Genomic DNA, 18,580 nt, shown 5'->3' on the forward strand with positions numbered 1-18,580 from the left:
GAGCAAGCCCGCTCCCACATTTGGATTGAGTGGCAACAGACCCGACGGCGTTTAGCCGTCGGGTCCGAGGTTATCGCATTATTGCGCCTTTTGCGGCTGTTGCGCTTTCCACGCCTTGAACTCGGCCCATTCGGCGCGGCGTTCAGCCTGTTTCTTCTGGATCTCGTCGAATTTCTTCTGTTGATCCGGTTTCAACAGGTTGCGTACGTCAGCTTCGGCTTTCTTGTGGTTGGCCGCGATCTCGTCCTTCATGGCTTTCTGATCCGCCGGCGAGAGTTTTTCCAGGTACTTGTCGACCACTTGCTTACGCTCGTGCATCTGCTCGCCCATGATCTTGCGGATCTGCTCGCGCTGTTCGCGGGACAGGTCGAGTTGGCTGTACGGGCCTTTGCCGTGTTCGCCGTGCATCTGACCGCCGTGGCGTGGGCCGTCGAGCGGGCCACCCATCGGGCCGCCATCCTGTGGCACAGCCATGGCGACGGTTGGCAGAGCGGCAGCGAACATCAGAGCGATAAGAGTCTTGCGCATGGTGTATCTCCTTGTCTCGTTCCCGGTACGTTCCGGATGAGTTCAGATTACGGAGATCAAGGTCAGCGGCGGTCAGCGCTGCGTAAAGCTTGGGTAAAGACACTTCGGTCCCAGCCTTACACAAATCCCCTGTAGGAGCTGCGGCACGCTGCGATCTTCTGATCTTCAAAAGCAAAGATCGCAGCCTTCGGCAGCTCCTACAGGGGGGCGTCGTTGTGTCGGACCACCTCGTCGCGGTGGTTGGATCAGAGGCTGTAGTAGTAACCACGGCTGCGCAGGGCGACGATCCGAGGGCGGCCGTCCGGGTGGGGGCCGATCTTTTTGCGCAGGTTGCTGACGTGCATGTCGAGGCTGCGGTCGTACAGGGTCAGCTTGCGGCCGAGGGCCAATTGCGCCAGTTCCTGTTTGTCCAGCGGTTCGCCGGGCTGCTTGAGCAGGGCTTCGAGCAAACGGCTTTCGGACATGGTGAGGGTCAGTTCTTTCTCGTCGATGCTGACCACGCCGCGCACCGGGCTGAAGCTCAGGTCGCCCAGTTCGAGCTGGGTCGACACGGCAGCCGGGTGACTGCGGCGCAATACGGCACGCAGGCGCGCGGTGAGTTCACGTGGATCGCAGGGTTTGGCCAGATAATCGTCGGCGCCCAGTTCCAGACCAAGGATGCGGTCGAGCGGTTCGCCACGGGCCGAGAGCATCAGCACCGGCAGCTCCGCGTGTTCGCTGCGCAATTGCTTGAGCAGTTCCAGACCGCTGCCGTCGGGCAGCATCACGTCCAGCACCACAGCGGCAGGTGCCGATTCGGCCAGCGCCTTGCGCGCGCTCTGGCCATCGTGGCAGGCGCGTACCTGGAAGCCTTCCTGGCTCAGCCAGCTACTCAGGAGTTCGCACAACTCCTGGTCATCATCAATCAGTAACAGCTCGCTCATGACTCACTCAATTTAGCCATTGCCGACGTTTTCGGCTTGCTCCACTGGCAAAGATACCGCACAGCAGCGCCAATAGCGCTACCCCGGCGCCGGTGACGAACCATTGCTGCTGTTCGGTCAACAGACGTGGCACCGGGCTGGCCTGGGCTTCCTTGAGTTGCAGCTTCAGGCGCTGGTTCTCCTGGCGCAACCGGGCGAGCTGGGCGCTTTCGCGGGTGTTGTCGGCATTTTGCAGTTGTTTGCTCAGTTCTTCCCGCTGCTGTTCGCTGGCCTTCAGGCGCTGCTGCAACTCGGTAATCTGGCTGCCGGCACTTAATGACAATGGCGTGGAGCTGCCGCTTTCGGTGGTTTCCTCACCATGGGCGGGCGCCATGATCGTCAACGTGACCCACATCAGACACAACGGACCTTTGCGCATTGCGATTCCTGCTTGCAAATGGATATTGGGCAGGTTGTCGGCAGGCAAACGAGAATAATGAGCGATTGAGAGCGGTGAGAATCGGGAAGGTTCAGTGCCAGAGGCAATGTCGAGCGTGGTGAGTTGAATAATTTGAGCTTGGGGAGTCATTGTGGCGAGGGAGCTTGCTCCCGCTGGACTGCGTAGCAGTCCCATGCTTTTGAGCTAAAGAGCGGGGTCGCTTCGCACCCCGGCGGGAGCAAGCTCCCTCGCCACAGGGTTGCCTCTTTTTACGGGAGGACTTGCTTGAACGGCTTGACGATCACATTGGCGTACACGCCGGCGGCGATGTACGGATCGGCATCGGCCCAGGCCTGGGCGGCGCTGAGGGAGTCGAATTCGGCGACGATCAGGCTGCCGGTGAAACCTGCAGCGCCCGGATCATTGCTGTCGACCGCCGGGTGCGGGCCGGCCAGTACGATGCGGCCTTCGCCCTTGAGCACTTGCAGGCGTTCGAGGTGGGCCGGGCGCGCGGCGAGGCGGGCTTCGAGCGAGTTGGCGACGTCGGTGGCAATGATTGCGTAGAGCATGTCAGTCCTCGGTTTTTGGTGTTGTGGTATCGGCGTCATGCAGATGGCGGGACAGGTAGATGCCCTGACCGACCAGGAACAGCACGGTCATGCCCAGGCTGCCGAACACCTTGAAGTCGACCCAGATGCTCTGGAAGGTGAATGCCACGAACAGGTTGGCAGCGCCGCAGAACAGGAAAAAGGCGATCCAGGCGATGTTCAGGCGGGTCCAGACCGGATCCGGAAGGGTCAGCGCGTGGCCCATGATGCGTTTGATCAGCAGGCGGTCACCGATGAAGTGGCTGCCGATGAAGGCCAGGGCAAACAGCCAGTTGACCACCGGGGCTTTCCATTTGAGGAAGGTCTCGCTGTGGAACGCGAGGGTCAGGCTGCCGAACACCAGGCAGGCGATCAGGGTCAGCCATTGGCTCTTTTCCAGCTTGCGCTGTTTGATGAATAACGCGCCGTAGACCACCAGGGAGCTGATGATCAGCATCGCCGTGGCGCTGTAAATACCGCCTACAGTCACTTCATGGCCAGCGATGTCGACGACCCGTGGATCAAGTTTGTAAACGATGAAGAACAGCAGAAGCGGGATGAAATCGATGAATTGTTTCACAGTGAGAGCCAGAAGCTGGATGTGGCGGCATAATAACAAACATATGGGCGCGCGATAGCGCCAGCTGATTTGAGGTTACAACTCCCCGTGAATGTTGATTTGCATTGCCACAGCACGGCCTCCGATGGCGCCCTGGCGCCAGCGGTTCTGGTTGCGCGTGCGTTCGAAAACGGCGTGCGAATCCTTTCGTTGACCGATCATGACACCCTCGAAGGCCTCGCCGAAGCGCGCAGCGCTGCCGAGGCGCTGGGCATGCAACTGGTCAATGGCGTCGAACTGTCCTGCACCTGGGGCGGGGCGACCATCCACGTGCTGGGCTACGGTTTCGACGTCAACGCCGTGCCACTGGTCGAGGCGATCGCCAGATTGCACGATGGCCGCTGGCTGCGGTCGGAGGAAATAAGCCGCAAGCTCGGCCTCAAAGGTATGCCCGGAGCCCTCGACGGTGCCCGGCAGATCCAGCAGGAGCTGGGCGACAGCGGCAACGCCCCGGCCCGCCCGCATTTCGCTGACTGGATGGTGCGTGAAGGTTTTGTAAAGGATCGCGCCGAGGCGTTTCGCAAATGGCTCGGCGCCGGCAAGCTGGGTGACGTCAAGCAGCACTGGCCGACCCTGGAAGACACCGTCGGCACCCTGCGCGCCGCCGGCGCATGGGTCAGTCTGGCGCATCCATGGCACTACGATTTCACCCGTAGCAAGCGCCGAAAGCTGATTGCCGACTATATTCAAGCAGGCGGGCATGCAATCGAAGTGGTCAATGGCCATCAGCCCGCAGAACAGGTCGGCAGCCTGGCCATCCTTGCCCGCGAGTTCGGTCTGCTGGTCAGCGCCGGCAGTGATTTCCATGGCCCTGGAGGCTGGTCCGAGATTGGCCAGTACCGGCCGGTTCCCGAGGACCTTCCACCCCTGTGGTGTCGGTTCAAACATGACACAGATATTGCCGCCGTCTGAACAGGTAGAGAATGTGAGTCAATTTTTCCAGATCCATCCGGAAAACCCGCAAGCGCGCCTGATCAAACAGGCGGTCGAGATCATCCGCAAAGGCGGGGTGGTGATTTATCCCACGGACTCTTCCTACGCCATCGGTTGCCAGATCGGCGACAAGACCGCGATCGAGCGCGTGCGCCGTCTGCGTCAGCTCGACGAGAAGCACAACTTTGCGCTGATCTGCAGCGACCTGTCGCAACTGGGCAACTACGCCAAGATCGACACCGGCACTTTCCGCATTCTCAAGGCGCATCTGCCGGGGCCTTACACCTTTATTCTCAACGCCACCCGCGAAGTGCCGCGCCTGTTGCTGCATCCGAAGAAACGCACCATCGGCCTGCGGGTGCCGAGCCATCCGATTGCCCTGGCGTTGCTGGCCGAACTCGGCGAGCCGCTGATGAGCGTGACCCTGATCATGCCCGGCGATGAAGATCCGCTGAGCGATCCATACGAAATGCGCCAATTGCTGGAACACCAGGTGGACCTGATCATCGACGGCGGTTTCGGCGGGATCAAGGCTTCCACCGTGATTGACCTGACCGGCGACGACCCGGAAGTGATCCGCGTCGGTTGCGGCGACCCCGCGCCGTTCATGGTCGAGGCCTGAATGTCCGCAGTGGAAACCGTTGTCGATCCCCAGGCCGGCGCCCAGCAGGAACTGCCGTTTGCCATGGTCTATGGCCAGGCGGTCACGGAAATGCCGCTGGACCTGTACATCCCGCCGGATGCGCTGGAAGTGTTTCTCGAAGCCTTCGAAGGCCCGCTCGACCTGCTGCTGTACCTGATCCGTAAACAGAACATCAATATCCTCGACATCCCGGTGGCGGAAATCACCCGCCAGTACATGGGCTATGTCGAATTGATGCAGTCGGTACGCCTGGAGCTGGCCGCCGAGTATCTGGTGATGGCCGCGATGCTGGCCGAGATCAAATCGCGGATGCTCCTGCCGCGCGCCGAAACCGTCGAGGACGAAGAGGATGACCCGCGCGCCGAACTGATCCGTCGCTTGCAGGAATACGAGCGCTTCAAGGCTGCCGCCGAAGGCATCGACGGCCTGAGTCGGGTCGGCCGCGACGTGGTCGTGCCCAAGCTCGACGCCCCCGAAGCCCGGGCGCGCAAGCTGTTGCCGGATGTCGCGCTGGAAGAGATTCTGATGTCCATGGCCGAGGTACTGCGCCGTGGCGACATGTTCGAAAGCCATCAGGTCAGCCGCGAGGCATTGTCGACCCGCGAGCGCATGAGCGATGTGCTGGAACGGCTCAAGGGCGGCGGCTTTGTGCCGTTCGTCGAGCTGTTCACCGCCGAGGAAGGTCGCCTCGGTGTGGTGGTGACCTTTATGGCGATCCTTGAACTGGTCAAGGAATCCTTGGTCGAGCTGGTGCAAAATGAGCCGTTCGCCGCGATCCACGTGCGAGCCCGAGCCGAATAACGAGTCGAAACATGAACCTGACTGAACCCCGCGAGCTGGCGCCCCTGCTTGAAGCCTTTCTGTTGGCCTCGGGAAAACCGCAATCGCTTGAACGCCTCTACGAACTGTTCGAAGAAGGCGAGCGGCCCGAACCGCCGGTCTTCAAGAAAGCCCTGAGCCTGCTGGCCAAGTCCTGCGAGGGCCGTGCGTTTGAGCTCAAGGAAGTCGCTTCCGGCTACCGCCTGCAGATCCGCGAGAAGTTTTCGCCGTGGGTCGGGCGTTTGTGGGAAGAACGTCCGCAGCGCTATTCCCGGGCGCTGCTGGAAACCATGGCGCTGATCGCCTATCGCCAGCCGATCACCCGGGGCGAGATCGAAGACGTGCGGGGCGTGGCGGTCAATACCAACATCGTCAAGACGCTGATCGAGCGCGAGTGGATCCGCATCGTCGGTTACCGCGACGTGCCGGGCAAACCGGCGATGTTCGCCACCACCAAGGCGTTTCTCGATCATTTCAACCTGAAAAACCTCGAAGACTTGCCACCCTTGGCCGAACTGCGCGAGATGGAAACCGAGCCAGTCCTCGATTTCGACGACGCACCGGTGCCGCAGGGCCTGCAGGAACAGGCCGACGCCAGCGCCGAGCCGGAAGAGCCGAAGGAAGAAACCAGTTTCCACACCTTGCTGCTGGAGCTGGACAGCATGGAGGAGGGGATCAAGACCGACTTCGATGATCTGTTGCGCGATGCCGTGGATGGTGAAGCGTCGAAGACTGATCCGGAAGTCGAGACCGTCGAGCCGGCGATTGAAGTTGAACTCGAGACCGAGCCAGAAGCCGAACCGGAAGAGGACATTCTTGGCGTTGCCGAAGCCCGGGAAAAACTCCTGGCCGCCGTCGCCGCCCTCGAACAACCGGTGCCAGCGCCCGAACCCGAGCTGAGCGAAGAAGAAGCCGAAGCCCGTGCGCTGGCCGAAGCGATCGAAGCCGAACGCCGCGAATTCGAAGACTGATCCGGTTTTCAAGATCACTGGTCAACCCCTGTGGGAGCGGGCTTGCTCGCGAATGCGGTGTGTCAGATATGCATGTATTGCCTGATAAAGCGCATTCGCGAGCAAGCCCGCTCCCACAGGGGCAAGTGTTGTTCTGGAGTATTCGATGAGTTCCACCAAAGACCCGTGCATCAGCCTCTGCAAGTTCAGCGACGACATCTGCCTCGGCTGTGGCCGCAGCAAGCGCGAAATCCGTGCCTGGAAGAAACTCGACAAGGACGACAAGCGCACAGTGCTGGCTGAAGCCGCGCTGCGCCTGATCAAACTCGGTGGCGCCGGTCGGCGGAAAAAGAAATAAGTCGCAAACCATCAGCTAGTCTCTGATGCGCGATGGCGCACATCCGCGTATGATTCGCGACCCTTCGGCGATCCCTTCGCCCGAAAACCAGATTTCAATGCTTCAGGCGCCGCCTGAACAGACCACACCGGGAGGTGCCCAGATGAGTGACATCAATCAGAAAGACGACCAGGAAATCGGCCCAGCAGGCGAAAAACTGCAAAAAGTCCTCGCCCGTATCGGCGTTGGCTCGCGCCGTGACGTCGAAGCCTGGATCAGCCAGGGCCGGATCAAGGTCAATGGCAAAGACGCTACCCTCGGCCTGCGCGTCGACATGCACGACGCCATCACCATCGATGGCAAGGTGATCAAGCGCGAAGAGGCTGCCGAGTCGGTACGCCGCGTGATCATGTACAACAAGCCCGATGGCGAAATCTGCACCCGTGACGACCCGGAAGGCCGTCCGACCGTGTTCGACAAGCTGCCGCGTCCGAAAGAAGGCCGCTGGATCAACATCGGTCGTCTCGACATCAACACCACCGGCCTGCTGATGTTCACCACCGACGGTGAGCTGGCCAACCGTCTGATGCACCCGTCCTACGAGATGGACCGTGAGTACGCCGTGCGTGTACGCGGTGAAGTCGACGACGAGATGATCGAGCGCCTGAAGGCCGGCGTGGTGCTGGAAGACGGCCCGGCGCGTTTCACCGACATTCAACAGGCACCAGGCGGCGAAGGCTTCAACCACTGGTATCACTGCGTGGTGATGGAAGGGCGTAACCGTGAGGTTCGTCGCCTGTGGGAATCCCAGGGCCTGGTGGTCAGCCGTCTGAAGCGCGTGCGTTTCGGTCCGGTGTTCCTCAACTCTGATCTGCCGATGGGCCGCTGGCGCGAAATGAGCCAGTACGAAGTCGACGTGCTCAGCGCCGAAGTCGGCCTGACCCCGGTGGCGATGCCGCAACTCAACGCCAAGAGCAAGGACAAGCTGGAGCGTATGCAGCGCAAATCGTCGCGGCCGATGGCCAAGACCGAGCGCGTGCGTACCCTGCGTCCAGCCGCTGGCGCGCCAACCGGCCCGCGCCCGAGCCGTGAGCCGCAGATCGAAGGCGAGCGTCCGGGTCGCAAGCCAGTGGCCCGTGATGGCGAGCGCGCACCGCGTCCGGCCAACGGTCGTATCGAACGTGGCGAAGGTCGTGCTCCGGCCGGTCGTGGTACGCCAGTGGCGGATCGTCCTGCCGACACCACCAACAAGCGTCCGGCCAAGCCTGCACCGAAGCGTCCGGGTATCAAGCTGGTCGACGGCGACAAGCCGTCGGGCAAGCGCCGTGGCGCACCGGCTGGTTCTGGCCAGCGTCCGGGTTTCGGTCGCAAGAAGCCGGAATAAGGCAGATGTGAGCTGTGAGCTTTGAGCGGCAAGCTTCGAGCTAAAGCAAAAACGCCAACCGCAGGGTTGGCGTTTTTTTTCGTCTGGTGAAAGAGTTGCATTGGCTGAACCGGCCTCTTCGCGAGCAAGCCCGCTCCCACATTGGAATTGCGTCAAACACAAATCCCATTGTGGGAGCGGGCTTGCTCGCGAAGAGGCCAGTGGTTTCAGCCCATAAATTTCAGGCTAAAACACAAACCGCCCATCAAACACTGGCTTGTCATCCAGCGCCAACACCCCGCCAGAGAAAATCAGATCCAGGTGATGACTGCCCTTGGCCCCACCACCCAGTCCCAGATGCAACCCGCAATGCCGCTCTTCGAACCCGGCATTGCGCGCATACAGCTCTTTCACCCCTTCATTGGTGCCAATCCCCAATTCCTCGATGCGTCGGTTTGACGGGTTGGCGTCCAGGTATTTGTTGAAGTCGTGTTCCAGCCCCGGCACATCGGTGGCAATGCGGCTGATGGTCGAGTTCTCGATCCACAGTTCCAGCGGCGACTCCAGCACGCCGTACTTGCGCGCAAACGGGATGGTGCTGAGGAACGTGCCCTTGAATTTCACATGACCGTTGATGGCTTCGCTATGGGTGGCGATTTCGCCGGGAGCCAGGTCGAAGTTGCCGACACCGTTGATGTCGGTCCACTTCTTGATGCTGCTCAGCGGTGTTTCAAACCAGGAGCCGTGGTCGTCCTTGAAGCTCAGCGTCGTCGCCTGGGACATGCGCTGGATCAAGTGGCTGTTGAGCCCCGCGATACGCTGCGGGGTGACGCTGAAAGTGTCGTAGAAATAGTCGCCGTAATCCTTGAACAGCAGCGACTTCTTCCAGTTTTCCGCCATCACGCCTTGCAGGGCGCGGACGAACTCCGGGCCGTCGGGGCGCGGATTGGGCAGGGTGGAAGAGTCGTAGAAGAAAATGTACAGATCGCTGTCGGCAATCGCCGCGGTCAGCGTGGCGGTGCTTTCCAGGTCCAGGCGACGGGCACTGAACGTGAAGCGGGGATGATCGCCGGCCTGTTCGGCGATGGCGCCGGTCAGGGCTTCGTAATCGGCGGTGTGGCCGAGCAGTACCTTCGCCGAGTCGAGACCGGCAAGGGCAGGGTGATGTTCGAGGTAGTAAAGGAAATGCGAGATCGCGCGGGGCTTATCCATGAGTCCTCCCTGACTGACCGTGAAGAAAGTGGCAGGCACGACCGGCCGGATCGTGCCTGCCCGGGGATGTCTTACAGAGGCCACATCGCCGTGCCGAACGGAACCACCGCGTCGGCTTGCATCATTTCCACAGCCGCCTCATGGGTCGGTGCTTCGAACCATTCGTCCAGTTGCAGTTCGGTGTCCAGGTCTTTTTCCAGTGCTTGCATGGTCGATCTCCTAGATGACTTTCACGGTTATGACTGGCCGGTCGAGTTGGCCGGCAAGACGTGAAGAACCTAGTTCAGGGTGTTTTGTAATGCAAAAAATTATTTATTTAAAATTTAAATAAACTTTTTATTCTGTTTTTAAGCGGCGGATTTCTTATTTGAAAACAAAAAACTAAGCGACAACTTTCATTAGCAAGCTTGCTACCGTCAATTTGCAGACGTCCTACAGAATTTTCCGAAATGGAAAATCTGCGTTACGCATCGTAAAGAAAAGTTTACGAAAATCCCGATAAAGCCCAGTGAATTTACCCCCTTGCAGACGCTGTAAGGAAAACCTGCCGAAGCCCGGCCGCAAAGGCCTTGTGCAAGGCTCTGGCGCGCTTGTTTCAGCGCCGTTTGCAGGGTGAGATGCGCCTCATGCCTGTCGTGCAGGTGCATAACAAGAAGGAGGCGCAATGAACGCCGAGATTGATCTTCACTTCTCTCTGTGGGGCGGTTTTTCGCTCGTCCCCGTCGATGGCCTGCAAAGGCCTGACTCAATTTTTGCAGCCGTCCGGACATCTCGAGGCGGACCCACGCAATCCCGGCAAGCGCCACGCTGATCCAGCGGGGTCTGGCAGCAGGGGGTTGGCGGTGTACAATGCGCCGCGTTTTAACTGTGACCCTCTGCGTAATCGCGTAAACCTCAAGGTTATCCGCCTTGTTCACTCCGCCGCGTCACAAGCGTGTCGGGTTCGATTTCGTCACAGATAAAAACAAACAGGTGACGCATGACCGTTGTAAAAAAGCTGAATTCCTGGTGCTTGCGCTGGGGTTTGATCGAGGTTGTCTGAAATCGCAACCTTGCAGCAACGTCTACTGAACATCATCAAACCTTGCGTGGGACCTTTTTCATGAGTGGACAAAACTCGCAATCAGGCGAGCTGAAACGCGGCCTGAAAAATCGCCATATTCAACTGATCGCCCTCGGTGGCGCGATCGGTACCGGATTGTTCCTCGGCTCGGCCGGGGTCTTGAAATCGGCCGGCCCGTCGATGATCCTCGGCTACGCCATCTGCGGCTTCATCGCCTTCATGATCATGCGCCAGCTCGGCGAGATGATCGTCGAAGAGCCGGTGGCCGGTTCCTTCAGCCATTTCGCGCATAAGTACTGGGGCGGCTTTGCCGGTTTCCTGTCGGGCTGGAACTGCTGGATTCTGTACATTCTGGTGGGCATGTCGGAGCTGACCGCGGTCGGCAAGTACATCCACTACTGGGCACCGGACATCCCGACCTGGGTTACCGCTGCAGCGTTCTTCGTGCTGATCAACGCGATCAACCTGGCCAACGTCAAAGTGTTCGGTGAAGCCGAATTCTGGTTCGCGATCATCAAGGTCGTGGCGATCGTCGGCATGATTGCGCTGGGCAGCTACCTGCTGGTCAGCGGCCATGGCGGCCCGCAGGCCTCGGTCAGCAACCTGTGGTCGCACGGCGGGTTCTTCCCCAACGGTGTCAGCGGTCTGGTGATGGCGATGGCGATCATCATGTTCTCTTTCGGCGGTCTGGAAATGCTCGGTTTCACCGCCGCCGAAGCGGACAAGCCGAAAACCGTGATCCCGAAAGCGATCAACCAGGTGATCTACCGCATCCTGATTTTCTACATCGGTGCGCTGGTGATCCTGCTGTCGCTGACTCCGTGGGACAGTCTGCTGGAAACGCTCAACGCTTCCGGCGATTCGTACAGCGGCAGCCCGTTCGTGCAGGTGTTCTCGATGCTCGGCAGCAACACCGCTGCGCACATCCTCAACTTCGTGGTGTTGACCGCGGCGCTGTCGGTGTACAACAGCGGCACTTACTGCAACAGCCGCATGCTGCTGGGCATGGCCGAGCAGGGCGATGCGCCGAAAGGTCTGGCGAAAATCGACAAGCGCGGCGTGCCGGTGCGTTCGATCCTGGCTTCCGCAGCGGTGACCCTGGTCGCCGTGCTGCTTAACTATCTGATCCCGCAGCATGCGCTGGAACTGCTGATGTCGCTGGTGGTTGCAACGCTGGTGATCAACTGGGCGATGATCAGCTTCTCGCACTTCAAGTTCCGCCAGCACATGAACAAGACGCAGCAGACGCCGCTGTTCAAGGCGCTGTGGTACCCGTACGGCAACTATGTCTGCCTGGCGTTCGTCGCGTTCATCCTTGGCGTAATGCTGCTGATCCCGGGCATCCAGATATCGGTGTACGCGATTCCGGTGTGGGTCGTGTTCATGTGGGTCTGCTACGTGATCAAGAACAAGCGCGGTGCGCAGCAGGCGCTGCATGCGGCAAGTGCTTCGAAGTAAGCGCTGAGGCAAAAACGACAAACCCGGCCAATGTGCCGGGTTTGTCGTTTTTGGGGTTTACACAATCCCTTGTAGGAGTGAGCCTGCTCGCGATAGCGGTGTATCAGTCGACAAATATTTATCTGACTTACCGCTATCGCGAGCAGGCTCACTCCTACAGGGGGATCGGAGGCTCGGACGGTTTCGCGGTATCCTGCACCCTCTGATTACGGACGCTTTTCCATGCTGGTGATTTCCAACAACGTGCATCTGCCGGATGCCGAGATCGAATTGACAGCCATCCGCGCGCAAGGCGCCGGCGGGCAGAACGTCAACAAGGTCTCCAGCGCCGTGCACCTGCGCTTCGACATTCCGGCTTCGTCCTTGCCCGAGTTCTACAAGGAGCGACTGCTGGCGTTGCGTGACAGTCGCATCACCAGCGATGGCGTGCTGATTATCAAGGCTCAGCAATACCGCACGCAGGAAGCCAACCGTGCCGATGCGCTGGAGCGTCTGGTCGAGCTGATCCTCAGCGCCACCAAGGTCGAAAAGAAACGTCGCCCGACCAAGCCGACCCTCGGCTCGAAGAAACGCCGGCTAGAATCCAAGACCAAGCGCGGCAGCATCAAGGCCGGGCGCGGCAAGGTGGATTTTTAAGGGTTGGTGTCATGGAGTTGTTCCATTTCATCCGGAGCGCACTTTGTATCCATTACGCACCTCTCAACTTAAATCAATTTCCGGATATTGAACGACTCTTTTATAACTAATTGGTCTACATGACTGTCATATCTGACAGGTGTGCCGGATTGCTGTTACACGTTTACTGAGCTCTCTTTTTATTGATTGAGCAAAAGTAAATGAATAACTTAAATGATGTGCGTGGTACTCCTGATACTGATTTTGGTGTGCGCAGTGAAGTCGTTTTATACGGAGAACAAGGTCAGAGGCTTCAGCCTCGGGTCGTCACTCTTCTCTCAGAACCGAACAGGATTCTTTGCGCAGCAACTGACGAGGAGCGGCAAGAGATTTACCTGTGCATGCTTGATGAGGAAGGAGGTATCGACGAGAGTTTCGGAAAAGCGGGTAGTGTTTTTTTTAAACTTTCGGAGTTTTTTCCTGGGTGGGATTTGCCGCAGCCCTATAGCGTGAAGTTTGATAGTGTTCATGGCAAGTATGTGTTGGGGTTCTTCGCTCGTAAAGACGGCTTTAATCGTGCTACCGGCCTGGCTCGATTCGATTTGAATGGGAAACTTGATGAAGGGTTTGGCAGCAAAGGAGTCATGTTGTGGAGTCCAGATCTGAAAGAGGTTGTTCCTGCAAGTTCAGATGTTCCAAAGGTGAAGCAGCCTCTGGCGGATAAAGGCCGCGACTACCACGGAACTATGGAGTTATTGGACGATGGCGGCGTTTTGCTTCTGACCACGCTTGACGACAGAGGATTTTTCGATAGGGCGTTTGTGGTCAAGTTAAAAAATAACGGTGGGTTGGACGAAACGTTCGGTAATGGCGGGTACCGATTGGTTTCTCGAGGTTCATCTGTTTTAGTCATAGGACAGGATATGTTTCGCCAAGGCGATGGTCATGTTGTCGCCGCTTCAGAGGGGCTGCGTGATAAACGTTGGTTTGTTGGCCGGTATGATGCCCGTGGTGATCTTGACGCCAGTTTTGGGGTCGGAGGATATTATGATGGAGTACCTTCGGTTAAAAGCGTCATTCTGAAACGCGACGATCGTTCTCAGTTTTATATTGTAGGTACTTCGGATAATGGAGTTCCGCAGTATCTGTTTCTCCAGCTTCAACGTCGCGGGCTCAAAGGCGAGGAAGATCCACTTTTTGGCAAACAAGGGTGGGGAGGATTTATCACTGATGATTTCAGCGATATCTATATGACGAAAGCAGTACTCTATAATTTGAAATCAACCGTTGTGGTAGCAGGTTATGCTTATTTGCGTGGCGGGTCGGATAGTCAGGCATTTATTGCCAGTCTTGAACAAGACATGGGTTGGGACGAGGGGTTTGGTAATGTTGGAAAGGTTGTATTTCCAAAAGACCAGATTATTCACGATCTCGCGGTCCAGGAAGATCGAAAAATTGTGTTTGTATCCAGTAAAAATAGAGAGAACGGTAGCTTCGCCATTTTCCGTTTGCATGGTTAGCTTATAAAAGCCGCGGTTGTGAATTGGCCATTCGGAACCAATGAATGGCCAATATTGGGCGATCAATGAAAGTGGTGTTTTGGTTTAATGCGGTACAAATACACACTCAGGATCAGGCCGCTCAGTGAGGCAATGGCGGCACACAGAAAGATCGAAGCAAAGCCGAAACCCGCTGCAATTGCCCCCGCCAATGGTCCGGTGATCCCCAGCGACAAATCGATGAACAACGAATATGCGCCGACCGCTGCGCCACGGCTGGAGGCTGGCACCAGGTTCACCGCTTCCACGCCCAGCGCCGGGAATACCAGCGAGAAGCCGAAACCGCTCAACGCCGCGCCGGCCAGTGCCCAATGCGCATCCGGTGCCAGCCACAGCAGCAACAGGCCGAGGGTTTCCACCGACAGGCAGGCGATCGCCACGCGGAAGCCGCCGAGGCGGTTGATCAGGTTGCCGAACAGCAGTCGCGCGCCGATGAAGCTGGCGCCGAACAGGCTCAGGCACAGCACCGCGTTATCCCAGTGCCGGGTGGCGTAATACAGGGTGATGAAGGTGGCGATGGTGCCGAAACCGATCGAGCCCAGTGCCAGACCGCAGCCGTGCGGGAACACTCGACCGAGCACGTGCATGAATGGCAGACGCTCGCCGGCGACAATCGGCGCCGCGGTTTTCGGCCACGCCAGCAGCAGGCCCAGCGCTGCCAGCAGGATGATGCTGACGCCCATGCTCCACAATCCCAGCTGGCCGACCAGCCAGACCCCGAACGGCGCGCCCACCGCGAGCGCGCCGTAACTGGCGATGCCGTTCCACGAGATGACTTTGGCGGTGTTCGCCGCGCCAACGCGGCCGATGCCCCAGCCGATCGAACCGGAGCCCACCAGACTTTCCGCGCTGCCCAGCACCAGACGCCCGATCAACAGGCTGATCAGGCTGAACATCGGCAAGTTGGGTGTCCACGCCGAAATCAGCATAAACACACCACTCAAGCCGCATCCGGCCAGACCGATCATCACCGCGCGCTTGCTGCCCTGGTTGTCGATGATCTTGCCGGCGTACGGGCGGCTGAGCAGGGTGGCGAGGTATTGCACGCTGATCACGAGCCCGGCGATCACCGCGCCAAAGCCCAAATTACTGTGGACGTAACCCGGCAGCACGGCGAGCGGAATGCCGATGTTCAGGTAGCCGATGAAGGTGAAGAGGACGATGGACACGACTTGCAGCGTGACCGCCAGGGGGCGCTGGGGTTGTGGCATAGAGGACGACATGAGAAACGATCCACGGCAAAGCAGGATTAGATAGGCTGCTTATGATACCGGCGCGGACGAGTCAGGGGCGGGGAAAAGTAAAACTATTTGCCGGGAGGGTGGCTTCAGGGTTTGGCCGGGGCGACCAGTTGTGTGGTGACGAGGGCGGCGAGGGCGTTTTCTTCGCTGCCGAAACGGGCGAGCAGGGCGGCCTGTTTTTCCGGGGAGAGGCGGTTCCAGATCTCGATCATTTTCTCGGTGGCGCCGATCAGGACGGCAGCTTGGCTTTCAGAGAATTCGTCGGTCATGGCGGGCTCGGTTTCAGGCAGTGTGGAAAGCGCATCTTAGCGCTTTCCACACGGTCTGTACGGCGGGTTTTACTCTTCGCTGTCGGCCTGGCGGCTCTCAACGGCTTCTTTCGGCTCGGGCTGTTGGGCACCGGCTTGTTGCGTGGTCGTCTGCTCAGGTACGTGCAGGCTTGGGAAGGGGAGATTAGGAATCTCGTGCATGGTTGCGCTCCTCGCTAAGTCTGTTGATAGATCTGGTAGATCCGCGCTTCTTGAAAGCCTGCGCAGGATACAGCAGGAAAAATGACAATCAGACTTTTAATTGAAAATAATGCGACAGATGGCCGCAGGGAGAAGCGCAATAACAAAGGTCGCCGCAAAAACATTTGTAGGAGTGAGCCTGCTCGCGATGGCGGTGTGTCAGTCAACTCATATGCTGGCTGATACGCCGCTATCGCGAGCAGGCTCACTCCTACAGGGGTATTGCGGGGTTACTTGCAGGCGTCAGCGATGGCTTGCGCCAGCAATGCGAGGCGGGTGGCGTCGATCCCGGCGACGTTGGCCCGGCCCGAGCTGACCATGTACACGCTGTGCCGCTCACGCAGTTGTTTGACCTGCTCCGGCGACAGCCCGGTGTAGGAGAACATTCCGCGTTGCACGCCAATGTGCGCAAAGCGCTCGCGCAGACCGTGCGGTTCCAGTGCTTCGACCAGACCGCTGCGCAGTTGCGCGATGCGCAAGCGCATGGCTTCCACTTCATCGGCCCAGCGCGCTTTCAGCTCCGGGTCGGCGAGGATGGTCGCAACCACGGCCGCGCCGTGATCCGGTGGCGTCGACCACAGGTTGCGGGCGATGTTGGCCAGTTGGCTGCGGATGTCGATCAGCTTGTCAGCGGTTTTCGCGCAGACAATCAGCGCGCCGGTGCGGTCGCGGTACAGGCCGAAGTTCTTCGAGCAGGAGCTGGTAATCAGCAGCTCGGGCACTTCGGCGGCGAACAGTCGGGTCGACCACGCGTCCTGCTCCAGTCCGTCGCCAAAGCCCTGGTAGGCAAAGTCGATCAGCGGCAACAGGTCACGGCGGCGCACCACGTCCAGCACGCGTTGCCAGTCATCGTGGCTCAAGTCAAAACCGGTCGGGTTGTGGCAGCAGGCATGCAGTAGCACCACGTCGCCCTTCGGCACTTCGTTGAGCACGGCGAGCATCGCATCGACGTCGAGGCGGTTGTCGCTGCCCACGTACGGGTAGTGACCGACCTTGACCCCGGCTGCGGCGAAAATCGTTTCGTGGATCGGCCAGGTCGGGTTGCTCAGCCACACGCCCTTGCCCGGCAGGCATTGGGCGATGAAGTCGGCCGCCAGACGCAGCGCGCCGGTACCGCCCGGAGTCTGGGTGGCGCCGGCGCGCTGGTCGGCGATCAGCTTGGAGTCGGCGCCAAGCACCAGTTCATTGATGACTTTGCCGAACAGCGGATTGCCGTGCCCGCCGATGTAGGTCTTGGTGTCCTGGCTTTCGACCAGTCGCGCCTCGGCGATTTTCACCGCTTCGGGGATTGGCGTCAGGCCCTGGGCATCCTTGTAGACGCCAACGCCCAAGTCGAACTTGCGCGGGTTAATGTCCTGCGCATAGGCCTCCATCAAACCGAGGATCGGGTCGCCGGGTACCCGGCCGATGGCGTCGAAATGCATTACTTGCGTCCTTCTGCGGTCTTGGCCACTTCGTCAGTGCGCGCGGCCATGATGAAGTCGTTGCGGTGCAGGCCCTTGATCGAGTGGCTCCACCAGGTCACGGTGACTTTGCCCCACTCGGTCAGCAGACCCGGGTGGTGACCTTCGGCCTCGGAGATCTCGCCGACGGCGTTGGTGAAGGCCAGTGCGTGCTTGAAGTTCTTGAACAGGAAGACCTTCTCCAGCTGCATGATGCTGTCGCGTACTTCGATGTTCCAGTCCGGGATCTGCTTGATCAGGATCGGCAGTTCTTCGTCGCTGACTTGTGGCGCATCGGCACGGCAGGCTTCGCAGTGGGCTTGGTTCAAAGTGGACATGGTGTGATTCCTGAAATCGAGTGTGTTTTTTTTTATAGAAACTATCGGCCCGTCAATGCCGTCACGCTAAACCAAAGTGGCGGCAACTGACAGGCTCAATTCTCAGCAAAAGTCGCGGATCACGCGGCTTTCGGTTTTGGCGGAAACTTCGGTGCGTGCAACCCCAGCTGCATGCCTTGGCGAACCATGGCCATGATGTCTTCATGGGCGACGTCGAACAGGCGCTTGAGGTTCGGCAGGACAAAGTACAGCGGCTGCAGGATGTCGATGCGATACGGCGTGCGCATGGCTTCCAGCGGATCGAAGGCCTGATGCTCGGGCTCGTCCGACAGCGAGTAAACGGTTTCCTTCGGCGAGGACAGGATGCCGCCGCCGTAGATGCGCTTGCCTTGCGGGGTATCGACCAGGCCGAATTCGATGGTCATCCAGTACAGGCGCGCCAGGTACACGCGCTCTTCCTTGGTGGCCTGCAGGCCGAGCTTGCCGTAGGTGTGAGTGAATTCGGCGAACCATGGGTTGGTCAGCAGCGGGCAGTGGCCGAAGATCTCGTGAAAAATGTCCGGCTCTTGCAGGTAGTCCAGTTCTTCGCGGGTACGAATGAACGTGGCCACCGGAAACTGTTTGCTGGCGAGCAATTCGAAGAAGGTCTGGAAGGGGATCAGTGCCGGGACGCGGGCAACCTGCCAGCCGGTGGTCTCACCGAGCACCTTGTTGATCTCGCCCAGTTGCGGGATGCGGTCGTGGGGCAGGCCGAGTTTTTCGATACCGTCCAGGTATTCCTGGCACGCGCGACCCTCGATCACTTTCAACTGGCGGGTGATCAGCGTGTTCCACACCGCGTGTTCTTCGGCGGGGTAGTCGATAAAACCTTGCGCATCGGGCTCGCGGGCCACGTATTGCGTCTGCTTCATACTGCTCTCCTGCTAGGGGAATCGTTCTTGTTATGTCCAGCGATGGGGTCAGGATTACCCGAGAGCGCGGTGGGATGCAGCAGGTTGAACGCGTTCCTGGCAGGAATAATCG

22 protein-coding genes are annotated in these 18,580 nt (G+C 59.2%); 9 read left to right on the top strand and 13 right to left on the bottom strand.

Annotated elements, in window-relative coordinates:
- Positions 1–78 precede the first annotated feature (78 nt).
- From AC1RBR_RS07615 to AC1RBR_RS07635, 5 genes are all read right to left on the bottom strand, one after another.
- Entirely contained in the window at positions 79–528 is a 450-nt protein-coding gene (locus tag AC1RBR_RS07615; RefSeq protein ID WP_115987077.1) for an LTXXQ domain protein, read from the bottom strand.
- A gap of 245 nt (positions 529–773) precedes the next feature.
- Positions 774–1,451, bottom strand: a complete 678-nt coding sequence (locus tag AC1RBR_RS07620; protein WP_095139330.1) for a response regulator transcription factor — start codon at positions 1,449–1,451, stop codon at positions 774–776.
- A 7-nt stretch (positions 1,452–1,458) separates the two neighbouring features.
- Positions 1,459–1,869, bottom strand: a complete 411-nt coding sequence (locus AC1RBR_RS07625; protein WP_492563707.1) for an SH3 domain-containing protein — start codon at positions 1,867–1,869, stop codon at positions 1,459–1,461.
- A 269-nt stretch (positions 1,870–2,138) separates the two neighbouring features.
- Positions 2,139–2,438, bottom strand: a complete 300-nt coding sequence (locus AC1RBR_RS07630; RefSeq protein WP_007966019.1) for a YciI family protein — start codon at positions 2,436–2,438, stop codon at positions 2,139–2,141.
- 1 nt (position 2,439) lies between these two features.
- On the bottom strand, positions 2,440–3,036 hold the full coding sequence (locus tag AC1RBR_RS07635) for a septation protein A (RefSeq protein WP_027613975.1): 597 nt from the start codon (positions 3,034–3,036) through the stop codon (positions 2,440–2,442).
- 87 nt (positions 3,037–3,123) lie between these two features.
- Here AC1RBR_RS07635 and AC1RBR_RS07640 point away from each other — a divergent pair, with 87 nt between their 5' ends.
- The 6 genes from AC1RBR_RS07640 (at position 3,124) to rluB (ending at position 8,141) form a co-directional block, all read left to right on the top strand.
- Positions 3,124–3,987 (top strand): PHP domain-containing protein, encoded by an 864-nt coding sequence (locus AC1RBR_RS07640; RefSeq protein WP_492563709.1) that lies wholly within the window; start codon positions 3,124–3,126, stop codon positions 3,985–3,987.
- A gap of 13 nt (positions 3,988–4,000) precedes the next feature.
- Positions 4,001–4,630 carry an L-threonylcarbamoyladenylate synthase gene (locus AC1RBR_RS07645; protein ID WP_007966016.1) on the top strand — a complete coding sequence of 210 codons (630 nt, stop codon included), beginning with the start codon at positions 4,001–4,003 and terminating at the stop codon, positions 4,628–4,630.
- Complete coding sequence (locus tag AC1RBR_RS07650; RefSeq protein ID WP_007966015.1) at positions 4,631–5,452, top strand: segregation and condensation protein A; 822 nt, start codon at positions 4,631–4,633, stop codon at positions 5,450–5,452. It begins immediately after the preceding gene.
- 11 nt (positions 5,453–5,463) lie between these two features.
- Positions 5,464–6,441 (top strand): SMC-Scp complex subunit ScpB, encoded by a 978-nt coding sequence (gene scpB, locus AC1RBR_RS07655; RefSeq protein WP_253149385.1) that lies wholly within the window; start codon positions 5,464–5,466, stop codon positions 6,439–6,441.
- Positions 6,442–6,586: 145 nt separating this feature from the next.
- Positions 6,587–6,778, top strand: coding sequence for a DUF1289 domain-containing protein (locus AC1RBR_RS07660; RefSeq protein ID WP_047292462.1), 192 nt, complete (start codon positions 6,587–6,589; stop codon positions 6,776–6,778).
- 142 nt (positions 6,779–6,920) lie between these two features.
- Entirely contained in the window at positions 6,921–8,141 is a 1,221-nt protein-coding gene (gene rluB, locus AC1RBR_RS07665) for a 23S rRNA pseudouridine(2605) synthase RluB (protein ID WP_492563711.1), read from the top strand.
- 225 nt (positions 8,142–8,366) lie between these two features.
- Here rluB and AC1RBR_RS07670 read toward each other — a convergent pair whose 3' ends face one another.
- Both AC1RBR_RS07670 and AC1RBR_RS07675 read right to left on the bottom strand, forming a co-directional pair.
- Positions 8,367–9,332, bottom strand: a complete 966-nt coding sequence (locus AC1RBR_RS07670) for a M29 family metallopeptidase (RefSeq protein ID WP_492563713.1) — start codon at positions 9,330–9,332, stop codon at positions 8,367–8,369.
- 71 nt (positions 9,333–9,403) lie between these two features.
- Complete coding sequence (locus AC1RBR_RS07675; RefSeq protein ID WP_003222780.1) at positions 9,404–9,541, bottom strand: hypothetical protein; 138 nt, start codon at positions 9,539–9,541, stop codon at positions 9,404–9,406.
- Between the two features lie 893 nt (positions 9,542–10,434).
- Between AC1RBR_RS07675 and AC1RBR_RS07680 the strand changes: the two genes are divergently transcribed.
- From AC1RBR_RS07680 to AC1RBR_RS07690, 3 genes are all read left to right on the top strand, one after another.
- The gene (locus AC1RBR_RS07680; RefSeq protein WP_095139336.1) at positions 10,435–11,853 is read left to right on the top strand and encodes an amino acid permease; all 1,419 of its coding nucleotides are present in this window, start codon (positions 10,435–10,437) and stop codon (positions 11,851–11,853) included.
- 222 nt (positions 11,854–12,075) lie between these two features.
- Complete coding sequence (arfB, locus tag AC1RBR_RS07685; protein ID WP_095050152.1) at positions 12,076–12,489, top strand: alternative ribosome rescue aminoacyl-tRNA hydrolase ArfB; 414 nt, start codon at positions 12,076–12,078, stop codon at positions 12,487–12,489.
- Between the two features lie 200 nt (positions 12,490–12,689).
- Positions 12,690–13,988: a hypothetical protein gene (locus AC1RBR_RS07690; protein ID WP_492563715.1), complete on the top strand. Its 1,299-nt coding sequence runs from the start codon at positions 12,690–12,692 to the stop codon at positions 13,986–13,988.
- Between the two features lie 62 nt (positions 13,989–14,050).
- On the opposite strand, the gene AC1RBR_RS07695 is transcribed toward AC1RBR_RS07690, so the two are convergent.
- From AC1RBR_RS07695 to phhA, 6 genes are all read right to left on the bottom strand, one after another.
- Positions 14,051–15,238 carry an MFS transporter gene (locus tag AC1RBR_RS07695; protein WP_492567221.1) on the bottom strand — a complete coding sequence of 396 codons (1,188 nt, stop codon included), beginning with the start codon at positions 15,236–15,238 and terminating at the stop codon, positions 14,051–14,053.
- A gap of 116 nt (positions 15,239–15,354) precedes the next feature.
- Positions 15,355–15,537: a hypothetical protein gene (locus AC1RBR_RS07700; RefSeq protein ID WP_003222790.1), complete on the bottom strand. Its 183-nt coding sequence runs from the start codon at positions 15,535–15,537 to the stop codon at positions 15,355–15,357.
- Positions 15,538–15,606: 69 nt separating this feature from the next.
- Positions 15,607–15,738 carry a hypothetical protein gene (locus AC1RBR_RS07705; RefSeq protein WP_256214475.1) on the bottom strand — a complete coding sequence of 44 codons (132 nt, stop codon included), beginning with the start codon at positions 15,736–15,738 and terminating at the stop codon, positions 15,607–15,609.
- Between the two features lie 269 nt (positions 15,739–16,007).
- Positions 16,008–17,201, bottom strand: a complete 1,194-nt coding sequence (locus AC1RBR_RS07710) for an amino acid aminotransferase (RefSeq protein ID WP_492563717.1) — start codon at positions 17,199–17,201, stop codon at positions 16,008–16,010.
- Positions 17,201–17,557, bottom strand: a complete 357-nt coding sequence (locus AC1RBR_RS07715; protein ID WP_003222798.1) for a 4a-hydroxytetrahydrobiopterin dehydratase — start codon at positions 17,555–17,557, stop codon at positions 17,201–17,203. Before AC1RBR_RS07715 ends, AC1RBR_RS07710 begins: the two co-directional genes overlap by 1 nt.
- 119 nt (positions 17,558–17,676) lie before the next feature.
- Positions 17,677–18,468, bottom strand: a complete 792-nt coding sequence (gene phhA / locus AC1RBR_RS07720; protein WP_007965510.1) for a phenylalanine 4-monooxygenase — start codon at positions 18,466–18,468, stop codon at positions 17,677–17,679.
- Between the last annotated feature and the right edge of the window lie 112 nt (positions 18,469–18,580).

The sequence above is a fragment of the Pseudomonas sp. GW823-FHT01D03 genome (genome assembly GCF_058798255.1).

What these genes read in the sequence shown, in the direction of transcription:
- AC1RBR_RS07680 (WP_095139336.1), top strand. Translation starts at nt 10,435, where the DNA reads ATGAGTGGACAAAACTCGCAATCAGGCGAGCTGAAACGCGGCCTGAAA.
- rluB (WP_492563711.1), top strand. Translation starts at nt 6,921, where the DNA reads ATGAGTGACATCAATCAGAAAGACGACCAGGAAATCGGCCCAGCAGGC.
- AC1RBR_RS07690 (WP_492563715.1), top strand. Translation starts at nt 12,690, where the DNA reads ATGAATAACTTAAATGATGTGCGTGGTACTCCTGATACTGATTTTGGT.
- AC1RBR_RS07615 (WP_115987077.1), bottom strand. Translation starts at nt 528, where the DNA reads ATGCGCAAGACTCTTATCGCTCTGATGTTCGCTGCCGCTCTGCCAACC.
- AC1RBR_RS07650 (WP_007966015.1), top strand. Translation starts at nt 4,631, where the DNA reads ATGTCCGCAGTGGAAACCGTTGTCGATCCCCAGGCCGGCGCCCAGCAG.
- AC1RBR_RS07630 (WP_007966019.1), bottom strand. Translation starts at nt 2,438, where the DNA reads ATGCTCTACGCAATCATTGCCACCGACGTCGCCAACTCGCTCGAAGCC.
- scpB (WP_253149385.1), top strand. Translation starts at nt 5,464, where the DNA reads ATGAACCTGACTGAACCCCGCGAGCTGGCGCCCCTGCTTGAAGCCTTT.
- AC1RBR_RS07660 (WP_047292462.1), top strand. Translation starts at nt 6,587, where the DNA reads ATGAGTTCCACCAAAGACCCGTGCATCAGCCTCTGCAAGTTCAGCGAC.
- AC1RBR_RS07710 (WP_492563717.1), bottom strand. Translation starts at nt 17,201, where the DNA reads ATGCATTTCGACGCCATCGGCCGGGTACCCGGCGACCCGATCCTCGGT.
- AC1RBR_RS07700 (WP_003222790.1), bottom strand. Translation starts at nt 15,537, where the DNA reads ATGACCGACGAATTCTCTGAAAGCCAAGCTGCCGTCCTGATCGGCGCC.
- arfB (WP_095050152.1), top strand. Translation starts at nt 12,076, where the DNA reads ATGCTGGTGATTTCCAACAACGTGCATCTGCCGGATGCCGAGATCGAA.
- AC1RBR_RS07675 (WP_003222780.1), bottom strand. Translation starts at nt 9,541, where the DNA reads ATGCAAGCACTGGAAAAAGACCTGGACACCGAACTGCAACTGGACGAA.
- AC1RBR_RS07715 (WP_003222798.1), bottom strand. Translation starts at nt 17,557, where the DNA reads ATGTCCACTTTGAACCAAGCCCACTGCGAAGCCTGCCGTGCCGATGCG.
- AC1RBR_RS07670 (WP_492563713.1), bottom strand. Translation starts at nt 9,332, where the DNA reads ATGGATAAGCCCCGCGCGATCTCGCATTTCCTTTACTACCTCGAACAT.
- AC1RBR_RS07620 (WP_095139330.1), bottom strand. Translation starts at nt 1,451, where the DNA reads ATGAGCGAGCTGTTACTGATTGATGATGACCAGGAGTTGTGCGAACTC.
- AC1RBR_RS07705 (WP_256214475.1), bottom strand. Translation starts at nt 15,738, where the DNA reads ATGCACGAGATTCCTAATCTCCCCTTCCCAAGCCTGCACGTACCTGAG.
- AC1RBR_RS07625 (WP_492563707.1), bottom strand. Translation starts at nt 1,869, where the DNA reads ATGCGCAAAGGTCCGTTGTGTCTGATGTGGGTCACGTTGACGATCATG.
- phhA (WP_007965510.1), bottom strand. Translation starts at nt 18,468, where the DNA reads ATGAAGCAGACGCAATACGTGGCCCGCGAGCCCGATGCGCAAGGTTTT.
- AC1RBR_RS07695 (WP_492567221.1), bottom strand. Translation starts at nt 15,238, where the DNA reads ATGCCACAACCCCAGCGCCCCCTGGCGGTCACGCTGCAAGTCGTGTCC.